Source organism: Paenibacillus catalpae, assembly GCF_900112695.1.
In the GTDB taxonomy this organism is placed as follows: domain Bacteria; phylum Bacillota; class Bacilli; order Paenibacillales; family Paenibacillaceae; genus Pristimantibacillus; species Pristimantibacillus catalpae.
Map to the genome: position 1 here is coordinate 43,140 of NZ_FOMT01000010.1, position 19,133 is coordinate 62,272.

At 49.1% G+C, this 19,133-nt stretch carries 21 protein-coding genes, 2 tRNA genes, 2 rRNA genes and 1 pseudogene; 6 read left to right on the forward strand and 20 right to left on the reverse strand.

Translation table 11 applies throughout. From position 1 onward, the window contains the following. The first annotated feature begins 152 nt into the window (after positions 1–152). Complete coding sequence (gene tadA, locus BM200_RS29090) at positions 153–626, forward strand: tRNA adenosine(34) deaminase TadA (protein ID WP_217649593.1); 474 nt, start codon at positions 153–155, stop codon at positions 624–626. Here the strand turns inward: tadA and BM200_RS29095 are convergent, their stop codons facing one another. Continuing rightward, positions 627–818, reverse strand: a complete 192-nt coding sequence (locus BM200_RS29095; protein ID WP_091190862.1) for an aspartyl-phosphate phosphatase Spo0E family protein — start codon at positions 816–818, stop codon at positions 627–629. 284 nt (positions 819–1,102) lie between these two features. On the opposite strand from BM200_RS29095, the gene BM200_RS29100 reads away from it, so the two are divergent. Further along, a tRNA-Arg gene (locus BM200_RS29100) sits at positions 1,103–1,180 on the forward strand. A gap of 159 nt (positions 1,181–1,339) precedes the next feature. Here BM200_RS29100 and BM200_RS29105 read toward each other — a convergent pair. Then, the gene (locus BM200_RS29105; RefSeq protein ID WP_091190865.1) at positions 1,340–2,062 is read right to left on the reverse strand and encodes an MBL fold metallo-hydrolase; all 723 of its coding nucleotides are present in this window, start codon (positions 2,060–2,062) and stop codon (positions 1,340–1,342) included. Positions 2,063–2,175: 113 nt separating this feature from the next. On the opposite strand from BM200_RS29105, the pseudogene BM200_RS30555 reads away from it, so the two are divergent. The 3 genes and pseudogenes from BM200_RS30555 to BM200_RS29120 all read left to right on the forward strand — a co-directional run bounded on the left by BM200_RS30555 (position 2,176) and on the right by BM200_RS29120 (position 3,715). Continuing rightward, positions 2,176–2,505 (forward strand): annotated as a pseudogene (locus tag BM200_RS30555) (low molecular weight protein tyrosine phosphatase family protein). Positions 2,506–2,552: 47 nt separating this feature from the next. Then, positions 2,553–2,816: a hypothetical protein gene (locus BM200_RS29115; RefSeq protein WP_091190866.1), complete on the forward strand. Its 264-nt coding sequence runs from the start codon at positions 2,553–2,555 to the stop codon at positions 2,814–2,816. A 380-nt stretch (positions 2,817–3,196) separates the two neighbouring features. Beyond that, complete coding sequence (locus BM200_RS29120) at positions 3,197–3,715, forward strand: DinB family protein (RefSeq protein WP_091190869.1); 519 nt, start codon at positions 3,197–3,199, stop codon at positions 3,713–3,715. Here the strand turns inward: BM200_RS29120 and BM200_RS29125 are convergent, their stop codons facing one another. The 3 genes from BM200_RS29125 to BM200_RS29135 form a co-directional block, all read right to left on the reverse strand. After that, entirely contained in the window at positions 3,716–4,318 is a 603-nt protein-coding gene (locus tag BM200_RS29125) for a methionine ABC transporter permease (RefSeq protein ID WP_245773196.1), read from the reverse strand. 52 nt (positions 4,319–4,370) lie between these two features. Continuing rightward, positions 4,371–5,153, reverse strand: coding sequence for a methionine ABC transporter ATP-binding protein (locus BM200_RS29130; protein WP_091190873.1), 783 nt, complete (start codon positions 5,151–5,153; stop codon positions 4,371–4,373). 104 nt (positions 5,154–5,257) lie between these two features. After that, positions 5,258–6,025 carry a glycosyltransferase family 2 protein gene (locus tag BM200_RS29135; RefSeq protein ID WP_091190875.1) on the reverse strand — a complete coding sequence of 256 codons (768 nt, stop codon included), beginning with the start codon at positions 6,023–6,025 and terminating at the stop codon, positions 5,258–5,260. A gap of 132 nt (positions 6,026–6,157) precedes the next feature. Here BM200_RS29135 and BM200_RS29140 point away from each other — a divergent pair, with 132 nt between their 5' ends. Then, positions 6,158–7,489 carry a nucleotide sugar dehydrogenase gene (locus BM200_RS29140; RefSeq protein ID WP_245773195.1) on the forward strand — a complete coding sequence of 444 codons (1,332 nt, stop codon included), beginning with the start codon at positions 6,158–6,160 and terminating at the stop codon, positions 7,487–7,489. 54 nt (positions 7,490–7,543) lie between these two features. Here the strand turns inward: BM200_RS29140 and BM200_RS29145 are convergent, their stop codons facing one another. From BM200_RS29145 to BM200_RS29215, 15 genes are all read right to left on the reverse strand, one after another. Further along, positions 7,544–7,969: a NucA/NucB deoxyribonuclease domain-containing protein gene (locus tag BM200_RS29145; protein WP_091190877.1), complete on the reverse strand. Its 426-nt coding sequence runs from the start codon at positions 7,967–7,969 to the stop codon at positions 7,544–7,546. A 36-nt stretch (positions 7,970–8,005) separates the two neighbouring features. Then, the gene (locus BM200_RS29150) at positions 8,006–8,731 is read right to left on the reverse strand and encodes a DsbA family oxidoreductase (protein ID WP_091190879.1); all 726 of its coding nucleotides are present in this window, start codon (positions 8,729–8,731) and stop codon (positions 8,006–8,008) included. 31 nt (positions 8,732–8,762) lie between these two features. After that, positions 8,763–9,821 carry a hypothetical protein gene (locus BM200_RS29155; RefSeq protein WP_091190882.1) on the reverse strand — a complete coding sequence of 353 codons (1,059 nt, stop codon included), beginning with the start codon at positions 9,819–9,821 and terminating at the stop codon, positions 8,763–8,765. A 129-nt stretch (positions 9,822–9,950) separates the two neighbouring features. Next, entirely contained in the window at positions 9,951–10,100 is a 150-nt protein-coding gene (locus BM200_RS29160) for a small acid-soluble spore protein P (protein ID WP_091190884.1), read from the reverse strand. A gap of 23 nt (positions 10,101–10,123) precedes the next feature. Next, positions 10,124–10,303 (reverse strand): hypothetical protein, encoded by a 180-nt coding sequence (locus BM200_RS29165; RefSeq protein WP_091190886.1) that lies wholly within the window; start codon positions 10,301–10,303, stop codon positions 10,124–10,126. A gap of 12 nt (positions 10,304–10,315) precedes the next feature. Then, the gene (locus BM200_RS29170) at positions 10,316–10,660 is read right to left on the reverse strand and encodes a hypothetical protein (RefSeq protein WP_091190889.1); all 345 of its coding nucleotides are present in this window, start codon (positions 10,658–10,660) and stop codon (positions 10,316–10,318) included. Positions 10,661–10,920: 260 nt separating this feature from the next. Continuing rightward, positions 10,921–11,009, reverse strand: a tRNA-Ser gene (locus BM200_RS29175). Positions 11,010–11,088: 79 nt separating this feature from the next. Further along, positions 11,089–12,372: a serine--tRNA ligase gene (gene serS / locus BM200_RS29180; RefSeq protein WP_091190891.1), complete on the reverse strand. Its 1,284-nt coding sequence runs from the start codon at positions 12,370–12,372 to the stop codon at positions 11,089–11,091. Positions 12,373–12,409: 37 nt separating this feature from the next. Continuing rightward, positions 12,410–12,997, reverse strand: a complete 588-nt coding sequence (pdxT, locus tag BM200_RS29185) for a pyridoxal 5'-phosphate synthase glutaminase subunit PdxT (protein WP_091190894.1) — start codon at positions 12,995–12,997, stop codon at positions 12,410–12,412. Between the two features lie 31 nt (positions 12,998–13,028). Further along, the gene (pdxS, locus tag BM200_RS29190; protein ID WP_091190896.1) at positions 13,029–13,910 is read right to left on the reverse strand and encodes a pyridoxal 5'-phosphate synthase lyase subunit PdxS; all 882 of its coding nucleotides are present in this window, start codon (positions 13,908–13,910) and stop codon (positions 13,029–13,031) included. 177 nt (positions 13,911–14,087) lie between these two features. After that, the gene (locus BM200_RS29195) at positions 14,088–15,374 is read right to left on the reverse strand and encodes a D-alanyl-D-alanine carboxypeptidase family protein (RefSeq protein ID WP_091190899.1); all 1,287 of its coding nucleotides are present in this window, start codon (positions 15,372–15,374) and stop codon (positions 14,088–14,090) included. A gap of 237 nt (positions 15,375–15,611) precedes the next feature. Beyond that, positions 15,612–17,069 (reverse strand): IMP dehydrogenase, encoded by a 1,458-nt coding sequence (gene guaB, locus BM200_RS29200; protein WP_091190900.1) that lies wholly within the window; start codon positions 17,067–17,069, stop codon positions 15,612–15,614. A gap of 166 nt (positions 17,070–17,235) precedes the next feature. Next, entirely contained in the window at positions 17,236–18,426 is a 1,191-nt protein-coding gene (locus tag BM200_RS29205; RefSeq protein ID WP_091190903.1) for a GNAT family N-acetyltransferase, read from the reverse strand. 123 nt (positions 18,427–18,549) lie between these two features. Further along, a 5S ribosomal RNA gene (gene rrf, locus BM200_RS29210) occupies positions 18,550–18,666 on the reverse strand. A 138-nt stretch (positions 18,667–18,804) separates the two neighbouring features. Beyond that, positions 18,805–19,133, reverse strand: a 23S ribosomal RNA gene (locus BM200_RS29215); the annotation flags it as partial.

Sequence of the window (19,133 nt, forward strand, 5' to 3'; positions counted from 1 at the left end):
GTAATCCACATGCCCCTAGAATAGTTTGTGTGTAGTTTTGTGGACATTACATAAGTTATCCACAATTTTATCCACTACATGTTAACAACAGAATATCTGTTCGATGAATAAATACGAAAATGTCGAATTTTATCGTTAATTTGGAGGGTAAAATGATTCGAGAACAAGAAGATCAAGCCTGGATGCGGCTCGCCATAGAAGAAGCCAAAAAAGCCGAGCAAATAGGCGAAGTACCGATCGGCGCAATCCTAGTGAAAGACGGGGAAATTGTCGGAAGGGGGTATAATTTGCGGGAGATTAACCATGATCCGACTGCGCATGCCGAAATGGTCGCTATTCGTGAAGCTTGTGAGCGGCTTGGTGCTTGGCGGCTCTTGGACTGTACGCTGTACGTCACACTTGAGCCTTGTCCGATGTGCGCAGGCGCCATTGTCCAGTCCAGGGTGAAACGGGTTGTATACGGAACGGGAGATCCTAAAGCAGGCTGTGCAGGCACATTAATGAACTTGCTTCAGGAGCCCCGCTTCAATCACGAAACAGAATTGACTAGCGGCATTCTACAGACTGAATGCGCTGAACTGTTAACTAATTTCTTCAGAAACTTGCGTAACAAGCGGAAATTATAACTACTCGCTTCTGCGAGCGGAAGAACAAGCAACTTCGTTACGTTGAATATATTGCAAAGCAACAATCAATTGATCAGCTTCTTCGCTTATCGCAAGGACATCGGGGTCAGTCAGGCTACCGCGTGCCTCCGCTACTTCATGAAGCTTCAGCCGCAGCGATTGCAATTGTATAAGCAGATCAGTTTTGTCCATAATCGCTTTGGGGCACGCTCCTTAATTTCATTGATGTAGGTATATGATAATTATACGCTTTCTTTATATGACTGTTTGTAAAAACCTGTCGACAAGGAAACACAATTTTCAGGCATGATTCGACACGATTTGGACCAACAGTACTAAATTACCATCTTTTGTGGGAGTCGTCTAGATGTTTCATGCTCGTTCATATATTTGTTGATAAGATATCTGACATAAACACAGACGAAATCACGTCGTTGCAAGTTACAAGCCTCCCATGCTAAAATAAACCATACTGCGCGCCCGTAGCTCAGCAGGATAGAGCGACAGTTTCCTAAACTGTGCGTCGCGGGTTCGAATCCCGCCGTGGCGCGCCATACCTCGAACTTCCAGAACCGCATGATAAAATGTGGTTCTTTTTTATTTTAACCAGAAAAGGAGGCTCTCCTTTCCTGAGTGGAATCAACGGAAGCCGGATAACAAAAATATAAAAAAAAGCACACAAATCATGGATTTGCGTGCTTTTGGTTAAGAATTTATATCCCTTGGGTCAAAGCAGCAATACGCGTGTTCACATCGCCTTGAAGCATGCCGCCATGATAGCAGATAACGGTCTCAACATCGTACTTCTTGAATTTCTTCAGCGACTGAAGAGCGGTTGCCATGTCCGGGGTTACCGCCTCTCTAGGGCCCTTCAGCTCTCCGTTATCGACAACCATGGCATCACCTGCAATTAAGGTTTTGCTTAGCTGATGATAGAGACTGACATGACCTGGGGTATGGCCCGGTGTATGGATAACCGTTATACCGCCCGCAAACGGCAGAACCTCGCCGTCTGCCATTGTACGATCAACGTTGGAGCCTGGTTTGAGGAAAGCTGCTTCAAACTGGCTTCGCGCCAGCTCCGGGAGCGCACCCAGCAGACCGGCCAGTCTCTCTGGGGAAACCTTGAGCATCGGCTGCTTCCCGTCGATCACCGCTCTGTCATCTTCATGAGCGTAGACAACAAGCTCCGGGTTGTCCGCCTTAAAGGCCGGAAGACCCCCGATATGATCAATATCCTGATGGGTGAGAAGAATTGCACTCAACCGTTGTTCCCCGATACCTGCCTGCTTGGCAAGCTCTATAATAACCGAGGCAGAACCGGGCATGCCCGTATCCACGAGCACCCACTCGTCCTGATCGAAAAGCACTGTCGGACATACCGTCATCGGTCCTAAATTTAGTTCCAGCATTTCAATACCTTGAGCAATACGCATTATTCCTGCCTCCTCTTCAAATGAGCCATAAACATTCGAGTAGAGTATAGAGCTCTTCTTGCATGCACGTCAAATCGGAACGTTGACGAAAATATATAAAGGGAAGTGATCTTATTAAGCTGCTTTTTGTATGCAGCAGGAATAAGTGGCGCAGTCTTACCGCGGAGAAAGTGTTTGAAGCATACAGCATGTACGAGGTAAGATCGGCCGGAACCGAAGAGAATGCCCGAATAAAGGTAACTGCCGGACATGTTGGCTGGGCAGATGTTATCTTTGTGATGGAGAAAAAGCACCTGAGAAGACTGTAGGCCAAATTCGCAGCTGAATTTATCGGCAAGCAGACGATTTGCCTTGGTATTCCCGATGAATACAGTTATATGGATGATGACTTAATCGAGCTGTTAAAAAGCAGTGTATCGGATTACATAGAGGTACCCGATTAACTTTGGTGCCGCATGTCCCATTTTAAGAACCTACCCGAGGTGAATCCATGATTGTACTCGTTATTATCGGCGTGTTTATTGCAGGCTTTATTACTTACTGGATTTTACACGAAGTCATTCAAAGCGCTGTCGACAATTCAACGATGGCAAGAAATATTCAGGAGATCCGGGATCATCTGGTTGGCAACAAAGCCGCAGAGCAGGCCGCCAGCGATGAAGACCACGAGAACTGCCCGGGCTGCAATCATCTGGTCCGCAAGACGGAAAAGGTATGCGGCAATTGCGGATTAGCCTTAAGGGATTGGGATTGACTAAGTGATGATTTTTTCGCGGCATACATGCATAGCAATCGTCTATCCCGACCATAATACTTTTGACGGTGTGAAGTGAGGTGTGGTTCCATTGTCCAATTTGGTGCAAGAACTGCTGAGGGATCTGAACTAGCCACTTAATGCGATGGAAGCGAGGGGTTGTGCCGCAGAGTACTTCCAAACGCGTGCCTAACACGCTCCGCCCTAACGGTTCGTGTAAAGCCGTGCCCGAGTGATTTCAATACGTGAAGTGTGATATGTAAAGTCTCATTCAATCAACACACCGTCGGAAGAGGGGCCTGTAACAGGGCTCCTCTTTTCTGTTGAAAAGAACCTTGGCGGGCGGTATACTCCTATTAATTCCAAGGAGGTGCCATTCAATGTTCGAACGTCCACAAGCAGGCGAATATAACGAGTTTTTCTCCCGTTATATCAGCCTTGTCCCAGAAGGGAACCTGATTACTCTGTTAGAGGAACAGCAAGCGGAGGCGAACCGGATCTTCCCCGCAGTATCCGCTGACCAAGCCGAGTTCCGCTATGCCGTAGGCAAGTGGTCTCTGAAAGAAGTTCTTGGTCACGTAACGGATACGGAGCGTATTATTAGTTACCGTCTGCTCCGGATCGCCAGAGGAGACTCAACCCCGCTTCCGGGCTTTGATCAGGATGCTTATATGGAAGGCGAGCCTTTCCGCGACCTCACGATCTCCGATCTGCTGGACAATTATAATGCCGTCCGCCAGGCGACCATCCTGCTGCTTAAGCAGCTGCCTGCCGAAGCATACACCCGGACCGGCATTGCGAATCAGTCGCCGCTTAGTGTACGTGCAATAGCATGTATTTTGTATGGTCACGAACGGAATCATTTGACGATTATCCAGGAGCGTTATTTAAATAACTAATTACTTACGCTTATCCAATCGGGAGGCAGCGAAGCTGCCTATCCATTGGACAAGCTGAACGATTACGACAAGAATCACTATACAGGCCGCCATAACCTCGGTCTCAAACCTCTGATAGCCGTAACGAATGGCCAAGTCGCCTATGCCCCCGCCCCCGACAGTACCTGCTGCAGCCGAGTACGAGATAAAGCTGATGATCGTCACCGTAAGGCCGGATACCAGTCCCGGACGGGCTTCGGACAACAGTACTCCCCATATTATATGCTTCATCGACGCTCCAGAGGCTACTGCTGCCTCGATAACCCCTTTAGGCACGTCCCGCAGGCTTTGCTCCACCAGCCTCGCATAGAACGGAATAGCCGCCACGGAGAGCGATACCGAAGCCGCCAGAGGACCAATCGCGGTTCCTACAATCATTCTGGAGAACGGAATTAAGGCAACGAGCAGAATGAGGAACGGAAAAGAACGCACAAGGTTCACCGCATAACTGACAACGCTATATAACGGACGGTTAGCCCGCAGATTGCCCGGTGCCGTCAGGAAGAGCAGGATCCCGACCGGCATGCCAACGATAATCGCGGCGGCAACGGAGATCGAGACCATCGTAAATGTCTGCTCGATCGCTTTTATAATCTCCGATTGTAAGGCCAGAATGCTATCCACGGTAACCCTCCCCCCTCCGCCAGACGGAAGAGGACGATACTTCAGCCGTATCGAACAAAAACTGCCCAAGCGGCGTTACCGGCTTGATCTCCGGGAGAGTCATATCCAGCTGCTCGGTAATCGCGCCGCCCTCCATTACAGCAACGCGGCTGCACAGCCGTTTCGCTACCTGAATCTCATGCGTCACCAGCATAATGGTGACCTGCAATTCGCGGTTGATCTTCTCCAGAAATTCCAGAATAGACAGCGTAGTGACCGGATCAAGCGCCGATGTCGGTTCGTCGCATAGAAGCACCTTCGGATTGTTCGCAAGCGCTCTGGCGATCGCCACCCGCTGCTTCTGACCGCCGCTTAGCTGAGCAGGATACTGCTTCGCTTTATCCGCCAGTCCGACAATCTCAAGGCATTCCTCTGCCCTTCTCTTTCGCTCCCTTCCGGGCAGCTTTGCGGCTTTAAGCACAAACTCCACATTGGCTGCACAAGTCTCATTGCTAAGCAGATTATAATGCTGAAAAACCATTCCGATCGACCGTCTCGCCTCCCGAAGCTCTCCTGCGCTTAGCCCCGTAAGCTCTTGTCCATCTATGTAAACCTCGCCAGCGGTCGGCAGCTCAAGCAGATTAGCCATCCGCAGCAAGGTTGATTTGCCCGCTCCGCTGAATCCGATTATCCCTTGAATCTGCCCCTTCTCTACATGCAATGAGGTAGGCCGAACCGCCTCCACCCACTGCCTGCCGGCCTTGAATTGCTTGCTGACTTCTCTAAATGTGATCATATCTTTCTCCTATTATCTCCGCGTCGAACTTGTCCTTATGGTAGCAAACATTGACAAGCGTGGGCAAGCTAAGCTCCCGCACAAGAAGCTTAGCTGTCCAGTGCTTATCGAGCATTGGAATTCGGACGCCGAAGCCCCAGTCTGCGGAGCTGCTGAATACTGCGGTTCACGTGTTTCCGGTAATAAGCGGTTTTTCTAATGACCGCGCCTTTCGACCGTAAAAGATGACTATCCGTTATCTTCCACGTATGGGAGCTTCGGTCCGCCCTGCGCATGGCTGCGAAGTTATAGGGCGTTGTCGTATAGACCCGAAACTTCTGCTCCAGCGCCCCCTTAATAAACCGGACATCCGAGCCTTGGCGGACCTTGTTATTAAAGGACACCTTTTCCAGAACCCGCTTGTGAAACATAATCGTAGCCCCGGCAACCCTGCTGACCGGTGAATACCAGGGGGTGCCTCTTTTTCGAAGCAGCAAGGTCAAACGATGGGGGAAAAAATAATAAATTTCCTGCTTTCCGACAATATCCGCCTTACTGGTCTGGAACATGGCCATCGCCTCAGGAATGTAATTGGAGCCGTAATAATCATCATCATCAAACTTGGCGATATAGTCATACTTGGCCCGCGAAGCTGCGTAATTAAGACACGCACCAAGCTTCGAGCTCTCCGGCATCCGGAAAACCCTCACATTCGGGTAGGATTTGGCCTTATTCTGATATTGTCCAAGCCCTGCCTTATCTTTATTTACAATAATAATAAGCTCTTTATTCTCCCAATCCTGACGGGAGTAGTTTTGAAAGAGCTGATTGATATGTTGGGGACGCATCGTAGCCGTGATAATCGTAACGCCTCTTGCTTTTGCTGCGCTCATCGCTTCGCACCTTCCTATAATCTTTCTGAAAATGGACATGACATGCAGGCTTATGTCGTGCTCATCTCTAGCAGCTTTTTAATATTTTAGTAGAATAGGATCGCGGTTTTGCGAAAGGAGATAGATAAATCTATGAAGGAAGACCATACGGTAGAGGTCATGCAAAAGAAGGTCGCGATTATCGGTCTCGGTTTTGTAGGACTGCCGCTCTCGATGATGTTCGTGCGCAAAGGATTCCACGTAATCGGTATCGACTATGATTCCCGGAAAATCTCGGCCATTCAGCAAGGAAAAAGCTACATCCAGGACTTATCCGATTCGGATATAGCGGAGGCCGTTCAATCGGGGCGCTGGCAGGTATCTGCGGACTATGCAGCCTTATCGGGCGCCGATACCGTTATTATATGCGTACCCACCCCATTATCGCCGGACAACAGCCCTGATTTATCATACTTGACCGACACTTGCAGCAGACTTGCCCCGCTGCTGACCCCCGGTCAGCTTGTTGTGATTGAGAGCTCCACCTATCCCGGAACGACTCGTGAGGTTGTGCTGCCCTTACTTGAAAAAAGCGGTCTAAGGATCGGACAACAACTCTATCTCGGGTATTCCCCTGAGCGGATTGATCCCGGGAACAAAAGCATTTCCTTCTCCGACATTCCCAAAATCATCAGTGGCATAACAGCCGACTGTGAACGGAAGCTATACGCCGTTTACTCCCAGGTGTTTGAACAAGTGGTCACGGTCTCCACAACGGAAGCAGCAGAGACGGCCAAACTGCTGGAGAACAGCTATCGGTTCATTAATATCTCGTTTATCAATGAATTCGCACAACTGTGCGACCGGTTAAACGTCAATGTGTGGGAGGTTATTAAGGCCGCAGCGACCAAACCTTACGGCTTCAGCGCCTTCTATCCCGGTCCGGGAGTTGGCGGTCACTGTATTCCCGTAGACCCGCTTTACCTCCAGTGGAAAGCCGCACAGGCCGGTATAACCAGCCGCTTTATTGAACTCTCTCAACAAGTCAATGACAGCTTGCCGGCTTACCTTGCCGATCGGATCGAGCAAGAACTTCCGGGCAGAAAGAGACTTGCAGGAGCCCGTATCCTCGTCTATGGCGTTACCTATAAGCCCGATATCGCCGATGTGCGGGAATCTGCCGCCCTTCCGATCATAAATACCCTGCTGCATCGAGGCGCGGCCGTAGATTATCATGATCCCTATATCCCGCACATCAAGCTGGAAGATGGTTCCAAGCTTCAAGGCATCGAATTAACAGGGGAGCGGCTGAAACAGGCCGACTGCGTGCTGATCTGCATGAATCACGAGGTAATGCCGGGTGATCTGATCATCAAGCATAGCCGCTTTATCTTTGATACCCGCCACTCACTATCGGTGAACCCTGCTGACCATCCAATAACAGGCAAGCTTGTCACCTTCGGCGATGGGACAACGATCGGATGAAAAATAGGCCTTTGCAAAATGCGGGAAGCCGCGTCTGCAAAGGCCTATTTGTTATTACTTCACAATAAATTCTACCCGGGTTCCATCCGGGAATGTATCGAGCTGATTGCTTACCCATGCACCCGCTCCGCGGTTATCAGACGGAGCTATATATGCAATATCAGCTCCTTCTCCGCCTTCCTTGCACATTGCCATTGGCCATTCGTCGCGGTCATAGCCCTTTTTGGTCGGGATATCCTTTAGCGATTCCTTGCGGTTCTCCTCGGCATTCTCCCGGTCTATCGTACAGATCCTGGATTCACCTGATGCCACGGCCTCCTGGATATGTTTAGCTGTCTCCGGATACCGCTCAGCAGGAAATTCCAAGGCATAGTCGCTTGTAGAGGCTGGTTCTACAGAATGCTGCCCCTGCCAGTCGTCTATTCGGGGTACTACGTAGATCATAATGGCCACAAATAGTAAGGCGAGTAGTTTCTTCAAAGCTTGGTAACCTCCTGCAAATAAGCCCTGCTTCCTTTACTTATTGGAGTTAGGGGCGCAGACGCCGTCTGCACATGCTTCGTCCGTTCCGTTCGTCTCTTTGTCTCCACCAATGACGGTAAGCGGTTTGTTTTCCTCCCAGGCCTTCGATACCGCCTGCAGGAATACTTCGCTCGGCTGTGCACCGGATACCGCATATTTACGGTCGATGACAAAGAAAGGAACGCCGCGTACGCCAAGCTGTCCCGCCTCCTGCTCGTTAGTACGTACTTCCTGCTTATAAGTGCTTTCTTCGAGAGCCTTCAACGCTTCCTCGCGGTCCAGTCCGATTTCGGCAGCCAGGTCGGCTAACGTTTCTTTACGGCCAAGATGCTTCGAATCCGTGAAATACGCTTTGAACAAACGCTCCGCCATCTCTTCACGCTTTCCGTATTTGGCTGCGAAATGAGTCAGCTGATGGGCATCAAACGTATTGGTCAGGATCATCGTATCAAAATGATAATCCAGGCCAAGCGTCTTCGCCTGCTCGGTCAGGTGCACGTTGTTGGAGATCGCCTGCTCGCGGGTCATTCCGTATTTAGTCGACAAATAGTCATAGACGTCATGCCCGATCTCAACCGGAGCATTGGGATCCAGCTCAAAGCTCTTGAACTCCACTTCCACTTGATCGCCATGCTCAAATTGACTAAGAGCCTGCTCCAGGCGGCGTTTACCGATATAACAGAACGGACACGCAAAATCAGACCATACTTCTACTTTCATTGAAGAACACCATCCTTGTTTAATTATTTAATTATAACCCCGTTGGAAGCTGCATCTGCTTCGCTAAATCTTCAAATTTCACTGCATCCGTTGGAATCTCATACAGGAATTTCGGATCACTGTTCACATCGCTGTATGTCATGTCAAAATGAACATTTGCTTTAAACACGTTGCCGCTGGCTTTATCCATTAATTCTACATCTACCTTGCCTGCTTGGTAAGTCAGCAGCTTATCTTTATTGATCGCACCTGTAATCGACAGCTCATTAACTTTTACATTCTGGTTCAAATAATCAATCTTGGCCGCTTTGCCGGCATCCCAGTCTGCTTTCATCTTCTCTACATCTTCTTTGGACTTCTGAATCTGCTCCAGATACGACTCATTAGAAGCAATCACATTCAACAAGTCTGGAACCATCTCATTAACAATGGTTTCCACAGACTGCTTATAATTGCTCTCATCCACCGTGAAGCGGACAACCTGCTCAGCCTTCACACCGTCCGGCAGACCGGCATCCTTGGCCTTTACGTTTTTGAAATATGTTTTCTCGTCAAAATGCTTAAGTACTACCGCACCAAGCTCTTGGACTAATTTTTGCTGCGCTGCGGCATCGAGCGTTGCTGCTGCGGCTCCCTGCTCTTCGGCCAGCGTCTTCATATCCAGTTCAACAAATTTGCCTGCTGCGGATTCCGGAAGCTGAAGCATCGGCAGGGCCGGCAGCTTCATAAACAGCTTCTCGCCCGTAACAATCATCGGTATCGTAATCGTTGTCCCGGATAGTTGAAGGTTCAGCTCCATATCCGTGCGCTGCGGCTCCTTTGCGTATACCGCCTTAATATCCAGCTTGGCGCCTTTGAGCATACCCGTTATGACCGTAGCCATATCGATCCCGTTCTCCGAAGCTCCTGAGGGTATTTCAAAGTTATCAATGCCAAGAGACATTTGCGCGGAATAGCTGTTTATATTTCCCATATTTTTCATAGCTTCCTGAAGCGCCTGCTTGGGCGGCGTGCTTTCGGAGCTGCATCCTGCAATAACCAGTAAGACAACAATAAGTGCGAGATAAGCGATTCGTTGTACGCTCTTCAATTCCGTTCGTCCCCCTTTATAAACAATACCTCCATTCTATATCATCACCTGCCCGTTTAGAAGATAATTGCAGCAAAATCCCGTTTCATATGCTGAAACGGGATTCCACTAATCGATGATATGAAGTTATTAGCCCTCAGGGTTATTATGCCGTACATGATTTTTTTGCTTCACTTTTTTAGAGCCGGACAGAGGCTCTTGCTGATGACCGCGGTTTTGGCGCTGTCTGCCTCCGTTTTCTTGTCCTTCGGGTACTGGATAAGATTCGGGTTTACTCATATTAAACGCCTCCTAATCAAGGATTAACTGCCACGTTGATGGGTCAAATCCGTCGGTTGATCATGATTTAACGCATCTTGATGGCGTCTATCATTCACATCTTGATTGATTTGCTGAGCTTGATGACTGTTGACGGGCGTTTGTGCTAAATCATCAATTACATTGGATAAATTTTTGTCGAGCGAGCCTTTTGCCTTCGTCATGATTGGTTCCTCCTATGCATGTGTCAGCTGCTGAAGCGCTTGTGCGCATTCATGCAGGTGACGAGTGTAATCCTGGATAAGCTGCTGCATGGGATCTGTCCGTTCATCAATGGAAACCTTATTTTTATCCACATCAATCACTTCGACCTTCACTTCGCGGCTATCCACATAACATACCTTGAAGTCAAAGGAATAAGCTTGATGCCCTGCCGTATTAATCGTGACACGCAGCGACCTCGGATCTGACTCATCCGCGAAAACTTCGCAGTTGTCCGCATCCTTAATCCACTCCGGCAAGGTACGCTGCCATGCAGCCACAAGCTGATTCTGATCAATTTGAAGCTTATCATTAGCCATTTATAAAAGCACCTCCACAACCTATAAGATGCGGCAATGCGATTCGAATTATTCGGCTGGCAGCTATTCACCTTATCCACAGACTTATCCACATATTCTCCACTTTATTCACAATGCTGTGTATAAAGGATTTGAACGGTTTATGCACAGGTACACAACTGCGGCCGATTTCGTTATCCCCAATCCCATAATGAAGAACGCAACAAAAAACGCCCGAGACATAAGTCTCGGACGTATCGTATGTACGCTGATTATAAAACTGGCGGAGAGGGTGGGACTCGAACCCACGTGGGCTTGCACCCTAACGGTTTTCAAGACCGCCCCGTTATGACCGCTTCGGTACCTCTCCGTATTAAGAACTGACAAAGGTTATTGTACCACAGGCCAAAAACCATAATCAACTGCATTTTTGGCCCATGGGAAATTATTTAAGCACGCGGGCTGATTTTCGCAAGGCCGCCCATGTATGGACGGAGCACTTCCGGAACAATAATCGTTCCATCCGCTTGCTGGTAGTTCTCCAGAATCGCAGCAAAAGTACGGCCTACAGCCAGACCCGAGCCGTTCAGCGTATGCACAAACTCCGGCTTGCTCTTCGCTTCACGACGGAAGCGAATGCCTGCACGGCGAGCCTGGAAGTCCTCTACGTTCGAGCAGGACGAGATCTCACGGTATGTGCCAGCGCTAGGCAGCCATACTTCCAGATCGTACGTCTTGGCCGCTGTAAAGCCCATATCGCCTGTGCAAAGCGCCAGAACGCGGTATGGAAGACCAAGCAGCTGCAGTACTTTCTCGGCATTAGCCGTCATTTTCTCCAGCTCATCATACGACTCTTCCGGCTTCGCCAGCTTGATCAGCTCGACTTTGTTGAACTGATGCTGACGGATCAGACCACGCGTATCACGGCCGGCTGCACCTGCTTCCGAGCGGAAGCACGAGCTGTAGGCAACGAAATACTTGGGCAGCTCTTCAATCGACAGAATCTCTTCACGATACAGATTCGTTACCGGAACCTCAGCTGTTGGAATGAGGAAGTAGTCGGAATCGCTGATCTTGAACAAATCCTCTTCAAACTTCGGAAGCTGGCCTGTACCGATCAAGCTGTCGCGGTTGACGAGATATGGCGGCAGCACTTCTTCATAGCCGTGCTGGTCGCTGTGCAGGTCCATCATAAAGCTGATCAAAGCACGCTCAAGACGCGCGCCAAGACCACGGTAGAACGTAAAGCGCGAGCCTGTTACTTTACCCGCACGCTCAAAGTCGAGAATTCCCAGTTCCTGCGCGAGGTCCCAATGGGCCTTCGGTTCGAATTCGAATGTCGTTTGCTCACCATGACGGCGAATCTCAACATTGTCTTCCTCCGAAGCGCCTACCGGAACACTCTCATGAGGCAGGTTTGGAATAGACAGCATAAGCTCTTCCACCTGTGCTTCGATTACACGGATTTCCTCGTCCAGCTCTTTAATCCGGTCGCCAACTTCGCGCATCTCTACGATCAGCGCATCCGCATCGCCGCCGGATTTCTTCAGCTTGGCTACTTCCTGGGATACCGTATTACGGCGGTTCTTCAAATTATCTGTTTCTACAAGCAGGTCACGACGCTTTACGTCCAGCTCCGGGAAACCGGAAATAAGGTCGAGCGAAGCGCGACGGTTGTTCAGCGCCTTCTCCACCTGCTCATATTCGTTACGCAGCCATTTCACGTCCAACACGACAGTTGCCCCTCTCTATTGCTTCACGAAGTAACTTTTACTTCGTCGTTGTTTTAGTCGCTTCTTTTACCATATCGACAAAATACGCATGCAGACGGAAATCGTCCGTAAGCTCTGGATGGAAGGAGCAAGCGAGCAGATGCCCTTGTCTTGCTGCTACAATCTCATCGTTGTATACGGACAATACATCAACGCTGCTGCCAACTTCTTTTATGAGAGGAGCACGGATGAACACCGCACGGATCGGTTCGTTGATCCCTTTGATCGGAAGATCCGTCTCGAAGCTTTCACGCTGGCGGCCAAACGCATTACGCGCAACAACCATATCCATCAGCTTCAGATGTGCGTCATCCTGACCATCAATCTTGTCCGCCAGGATAATAAGACCGGCACAAGTCCCAAACAACGGCTTGCCTTGTTTCGAGAAATCCTGAAGAGCTTCCAGGAAGCCGTATTTGCGGATCAGCTTGCCGATTGTTGTGCTTTCGCCGCCTGGAATAACGATACCGTCGAGCTCAGCAAGCTCTTCCATTCGTTTAACGGCGACCGCTTCCGCGCCCGCCGCCTCCAAACTGCGTATATGCTCTGCTACTGCGCCTTGAAGCGCAAGTACACCAATTTTCATCGCTTACACGCCTTTCTATAGATGCCGCTTCTTACAGACCGCGGTCCTGCATACGCTCAGCTGCATTCAGTTTCGAAATTTCAATGCCTTTCATCGGAGTACCCAGGTTTTTGGATACTTCTGCAATCAGCTTGTAATCTCTGAAATGTGTTGTAGCTTCAACGATAGCACGAGCGAATTTCTCAGGGCTGTCCGATTTGAAGATACCGGAACCAACGAATACGCCGTCAGCGCCGAGTTCCATCATCAATGCTGCGTCAGATGGAGTTGCCACGCCGCCCGCTGCGAAGTTAACAACCGGCAGTTTGCCGCTCTCGCTAACTTGAAGCAACAAGTCGTAAGGTACGCCAAGTACTTTCGCCTCATGGTAGAGCTCATCCTTGGACAAGTTTTGTACTTTGCGAATTTGACCGTTGATCAGACGAAGGTGACGCACCGCTTCAACGATGTTTCCGGTTCCCGGCTCGCCTTTGGTACGAAGCATAGCTGCCCCTTCTTGAATACGGCGAAGAGCTTCACCCAGGTCCTTAGCACCACATACGAAAGGTACAGTGAATTCGTTCTTGCTGATATGGAATACTTCGTCCGCAGGAGTCAGTACTTCGCTCTCGTCGATATAGTCTACACCCATCGATTCGAGGACACGTGCTTCAGTAATATGACCGATACGTGCTTTCGCCATAACCGGAATCGATACCACTTTCATAACTTCTTCTACAATTGTAGGGTCAGCCATGCGGGCAACGCCGCCTGCTGCACGAATATCAGAAGGTACACGTTCCAGTGCCATTACGGCAGTTGCGCCTGCTGCTTCCGCAATTTTCGCTTGCTCGGCGTTCATAACGTCCATGATGACGCCGCCTTTTTGCATTTCTGCCATGCCGCGTTTTACGCGCGAAGTTCCTGTTTCCATGCTTAGAAATCCTCCTTAAAATGGAGCGCAGCCAACCTATAGGGGCTATGCGCTTAATCACTTGTATAGTTGAAGCATCGCCGCTTACTCTAACCATTTATTTTACAGGAAGGGCCATCAATCGACAACCCTTGATTTGCCTTCCCTGCCACGGTTTAGAACATCTTCAGCGTGTAATTAGAACAAATCCACAATACCGTTAAACAGTCCGGAGAAGAAGCTCCCGATTCCGCGGAACATCAGAGCGAACCAGCTTGCTTTCTTCACATCTTTGCTGGCGATCAGATCGACTTTTTTCTCCAGCGCCTTGCCTTGATCGTCGGTATATTTGTACGTAGCCGTACCTACGACTTGACCTGCTTTAATCGGAGCAACCAGCTCCTCCGGTTTTTTAAGTTCGTAGCCGGTCAACTCAATCTTCGGCTCAGTCCCTTTTTTAACGATTAGCGATATATCGGAAGCCGTAATAACCGGAACCGATTTTTTCACACCTTTTTTAATTTTTACCGATTCTGCTTTTTCTACCACGGATTTTGCCGGAACTACGGTTTTCTTCTCCAGGGAATTAAATGCGTAGTTGTACATTTTCGCCGTTTCGTTAAAGCGGGCTTCCTTCGACTTTGCATTCATAACTACACTGATATAACGCTGATCACCGCGTTTAACTGTGCCTGTAAACGTATAGCCCGCAGCCGAAATATAGCCTGTTTTCATACCGTCAACACCGTCATAGGCAAAAGCTCTCAGATAAGTGTTGTTCTTATTAGCCGCAAGCATCCAGTTAATATTAGCGATTGGTTTGTCATCACGAGGACGGAACTGATACTCTGTCGTAGAAGCATACTCCAGAAACTCAGGATCCTCCTTGATAATCGTTTGAGCCAGCTTTGCCTGGTCTCTCGCCGAAATCACGGTTGTATCAGCCAAACCAGTTGCACTTGTATAATGAGCAGAAGTAAGTCCGAGTTTTTGAGCCGTTTCATTCATTTTTTCCACAAAGCCTTGCTCGCTACCGCTGATTGCAGAAGCCAAGGCGATCGTTGCATCATTCGCAGAGCCTACAGCCATAGCCATATAAAGATCTTTGACCTTATATTGTTCGCCTTGGGCCAGGTATACTTGCGAGCCGTCCTTTGGCGTGCTAGCTGCTTCTTCTGTAACGGTAATCATTTCATCCCATGTAAGCGACTTGCTCTTAATTTGTTCCAGGACGATGTACTCCGTCATAAGTTTGGTCATACTTGCAGGAGGACGAGGCTCGTCCGCATTCACTTCATATACGACTTGGCCAGTTTCGGCGTCGATCAAGATGGCTGAACTTAACTCAAGGCCAAGGGAGTTTTCCACCCATTCGCCGCCCGGCGTACCTGCTGCATTCACCGAGGACGTTCCTAACGATAATGCTACCAAAATTGCGACAAAAGCTGCTACTACCGACCGTAGTCTTACCGGCAATACTTTCAACGTTTTCTCCCCTTTTCATCCCTAAGTCATTTGAATTTCATTGTAACACATGGGATAGGTAGAGTTAAACCGATGCGAAAGAATCAACTTCTGGGCAATAACGGCAGCATTATGGTTAGTCAGGCGGAGATTCCACATTTCGTAGAGATTAAAAGTAGATATTAAAAAATTCTTATATATAAAAAAGCAGGCAAGAGAACTAGTCTCTTGCCTGCCGTTGCCCGTTAGCCGGGTAAATTACAGCGAGTAGTTTGGAGCTTCTTTTGTAATTTGAACGTCATGCGGATGGCTCTCGCGAAGACCAGAGCCAGTGATCCGGATGAATTGCGTATCGTTACGCAGTTCATCCAGATTTTTTGTACCGCAATAGCCCATACCCGAACGAAGACCACCAAGCAATTGATGAACCGTATCAGCAAGAGGACCTTTGAACGGAACGCGTCCTTCAATACCTTCCGGAACAAGCTTGCTCTCGTTCTCTTGGAAGTAACGGTCTTTACTGCCTTCTTTCATCGCGCCAAGCGAACCCATGCCGCGGTATACTTTAAAGCTGCGGCCTTGGAAAATTTCCGTTTCGCCAGGGCTTTCAGCTGTACCAGCAAACAAGCTGCCGATCATAATCGCGCTTGCGCCTGCAGCAATAGCTTTTGTAATGTCGCCGGAATACTTGATGCCGCCGTCAGCAATGACCGGTACATTGTATTCACGGGCTACAGTAGCGCAATCATAGATTGCGGTAATTTGCGGTACACCGATACCTGCGATAACGCGTGTTGTACAGATCGAACCAGGACCGATACCAACCTTGATCACCGATGCGCCTGCTTCAATCAGGTCGCGAGTCGCTTCGCCTGTTGCAACGTTACCCGCGATAATCGTCAAATCCGGGTATTTTGCACGCAGCTTGCTAACCGCATCAAGAATATTAATATGATGGCCATGCGCCGAGTCAACAACCAGAACGTCGATGCCAGCTTGTACAAGTGCGTCCGCACGGTCAACTGTATCTTTGCCGATACCCACCGCAGCGCCGCAAAGAAGGCGTCCATGCTTGTCTTTTGCCGCATTAGGGAATTGGATCGCTTTTTCAATATCTTTAATCGTAATGAGACCTTTAAGCGTGTTGTTCTCGTCAACAAGTGGAAGCTTCTCGATTTTGTGCTTTTGAAGAATACCTTCAGCTTCTTGCAAAGTCGTTCCGACAGGTGCTGTTACGAGATCCGCATGTGTCATCACTTCGTGAATTTTGATCGAATAATCATGAACAAAACGAAGGTCGCGGTTTGTCAGGATACCAACCAGCTTCTGTTCGTTGTCAACGATCGGCACACCGGAAATACGGTATTTGCCCATCAGCTCTTCAGCATCATAAACATGATGATCAGGCGTCAACGAGAATGGATTAGTAATAACGCCGCTCTCCGAACGTTTAACACGATCGACTTCTTCTGCTTGTTGCGCTACCGACATATTTTTATGAATGATACCGATACCGCCCTCACGAGCTATAGCAATCGCCAAAGCCGATTCCGTAACAGTGTCCATCCCTGCGCTGATCAGCGGAATGTTCAGTTTGATGCCTTCGCTGAGTTTTGTAGATACGTCCGATTCACGAGGCAACACAACAGATTTCCGCGGTACGAGCAGTACATCATCGAATGTCAGGCCTTCTTTGGCGAATTTCGTTTCCCACACGAGTAAGTTCCTCCCTTAATTTTGATACCTCTCACGCATATTATTGCAATATTATCAGAGGGGGTAGGGGCTGTCAAGGATGTTAGGTTTATGCGTGGAACGGTTCCCTTTTGCAGGAAAGTAAGCCTTTTAACACCCAGCAATAGGCAGTCTCGATGTCAGCGCTTTAGAAAAAGTCAGGAAGAAACGTAGTCCGAGCCGGGATTCGACTCTCCAACTTCTCCACCAGATGGCTTTGCCCCTGGATTTGTCCATAACGAAGCAGCTCTGTCGGACGCTTATACCCTGTAAGCATTGCCGCCAATGCTCCAATTCCTGTCCGGATTTGTTCCCCGTTAGTCTCTCCCGATAATCGCTGTACATTCGCGCTTCCGTCTGCGGCAATACGTACTTGCAGTAACCCTTCATTCCACGGGGCATGCTCATCTTGAATATCCAGTACAAAACCGGTCTCGGCCTCATCGCTGCCTGCCTCAAACGGGTACTCTCTAAGGAATGACTCCGCATCAACGATCCGTGCCATGAAATACGGTTCAATCTCCTGTTTGATCCGTGGATTAGCAAGCAGATAAGCAAGGCCATCATCAGCAGCTACCTTGATCTCCAGCCGGTCTATCATGGAATCATGCTGCGCCAGGAAGGACCATAAGGCGCTGCGCGCTTCTTCTGTCAGATCAATAAATTCATGAACAAACAGCTCTCTGTTCTTCACCTCATAGATCACATACCCTTGGGCTACACCAGTTGTATCGAAAAAGACAACCGTTTGTCCCTTCTTACGCGAAGCGATCCGGTAATTCCACCAGGCTTCCGCACGGTCCAATGCGCCATTTACCCGTTTGGCATACGCGTTATATAACGGATTAAGCAGTCCATAATTCAACTCTACTCGCTTAATCGTTCCACTGTACGGAGTTCTTGCAGGCAGCAGGCTCGTGTCGATCCGATATGTCTTTAGATCCGTATAGACTTCCCAGCCAAACTTCCGGTAAAACCCAATCGAGAAAGGATGGAGAAATGATAACGTCTGCCCTTTTTCTTTCATTTGCTCAAGAGAGTGTTGAAGCAGCTCAGCAACAAGACCCTGACGTCTATATTCCGGCCAGGTAGATACACCGGCAACGCCGCCCATCGCAAATCGTTTGCCGTTAATATAAGTATGGAGATCAAGAACCGCTAACTGTGCCGCAAGCTTGCCATCCAAAAATATTCCCCAGCGATCTGTTTCCTCATGTTCAAACCGTTCCCGTGACTCGGCCAGCTTAGCAGCCGGAATTTCATATTGAAAAGCGAATTGACTCAGTTCAATCATATCCTCAAATTGCTCCATCGTAAGCAAACGTGTGTCCTTCGTCATCACCAAACTCCTCTCGAATTAACTAGTAAATATTCACATTATTACATAGCGAGACGAGACAGAGCAATGCAAGAAACAGACAAAACAAAAAAACCTGCCGCAATCATGCGACAGGCTCTTCGTGCTTGGCGACGTCCTACTCTCCCAGGACCCTGCGGTCCAAGTACCATTGGCGCTGGAGGGCTTAACGGTCGTGTTCGGTATGGGAACGCGTGGTTCCCCTCCGCCATCGCCACCAAACGTAAGGCGTTATTTGCGCCTTGAAAACTGGATGCGAAAGTTTGAATTCCTTAAGTTTTTCCGGATTTTATACCGGGGTCCCCGCAAAGTACTCGGAATAATCCTCGTAGCGTTTGCTTCACTTTGTGGGGTGAATTTTAGGATAAGCCCTCGACCGATTAGTATTCGTCAGCTCCACACATTGCTGTGCTTCCACCCCGAACCTATCAACCTCGTCGTCTTCAAGGGGTCTTACTAATTGGGAAATCTCATCTTGAGGGGGGCTTCACGCTTAGATGCTTTCAGCGCTTATCCCGTCCGTACTTGGCTACCCAGCGGTGCTCCTGGCGGAACAACTGGTACACCAGCGGTACGTCCATCCCGGTCCTCTCGTACTAAGGACAGCTCCTCTCAAATTTCCTGCGCCCGCGACAGATAGGGACCGAACTGTCTCACGACGTTCTGAACCCAGCTCGCGTACCGCTTTA

Coding starts and splice junctions, on each gene's coding strand:
- BM200_RS29130 (WP_091190873.1), bottom strand. CDS start 5,153: ATGATCACATTTAGAGAAGTCAGCAAGCAATTCAAGGCCGGCAGGCAG.
- BM200_RS29160 (WP_091190884.1), bottom strand. CDS start 10,100: ATGAGTAAACCCGAATCTTATCCAGTACCCGAAGGACAAGAAAACGGA.
- BM200_RS29205 (WP_091190903.1), bottom strand. CDS start 18,426: ATGACGAAGGACACACGTTTGCTTACGATGGAGCAATTTGAGGATATG.
- BM200_RS29170 (WP_091190889.1), bottom strand. CDS start 10,660: ATGGCTAATGATAAGCTTCAAATTGATCAGAATCAGCTTGTGGCTGCA.
- BM200_RS29150 (WP_091190879.1), bottom strand. CDS start 8,731: ATGAAAGTAGAAGTATGGTCTGATTTTGCGTGTCCGTTCTGTTATATC.
- BM200_RS29115 (WP_091190866.1), top strand. CDS start 2,553: ATGATTGTACTCGTTATTATCGGCGTGTTTATTGCAGGCTTTATTACT.
- BM200_RS29135 (WP_091190875.1), bottom strand. CDS start 6,025: ATGAGCGCAGCAAAAGCAAGAGGCGTTACGATTATCACGGCTACGATG.
- pdxS (WP_091190896.1), bottom strand. CDS start 13,910: ATGGAAACAGGAACTTCGCGCGTAAAACGCGGCATGGCAGAAATGCAA.
- BM200_RS29095 (WP_091190862.1), bottom strand. CDS start 818: ATGGACAAAACTGATCTGCTTATACAATTGCAATCGCTGCGGCTGAAG.
- BM200_RS29165 (WP_091190886.1), bottom strand. CDS start 10,303: ATGACGAAGGCAAAAGGCTCGCTCGACAAAAATTTATCCAATGTAATT.
- tadA (WP_217649593.1), top strand. CDS start 153: ATGATTCGAGAACAAGAAGATCAAGCCTGGATGCGGCTCGCCATAGAA.
- BM200_RS29105 (WP_091190865.1), bottom strand. CDS start 2,062: ATGCGTATTGCTCAAGGTATTGAAATGCTGGAACTAAATTTAGGACCG.
- BM200_RS29125 (WP_245773196.1), bottom strand. CDS start 4,318: ATGGTCTCGATCTCCGTTGCCGCCGCGATTATCGTTGGCATGCCGGTC.
- BM200_RS29120 (WP_091190869.1), top strand. CDS start 3,197: ATGTTCGAACGTCCACAAGCAGGCGAATATAACGAGTTTTTCTCCCGT.
- pdxT (WP_091190894.1), bottom strand. CDS start 12,997: ATGAAAATTGGTGTACTTGCGCTTCAAGGCGCAGTAGCAGAGCATATA.
- BM200_RS29140 (WP_245773195.1), top strand. CDS start 6,158: ATGAAGGAAGACCATACGGTAGAGGTCATGCAAAAGAAGGTCGCGATT.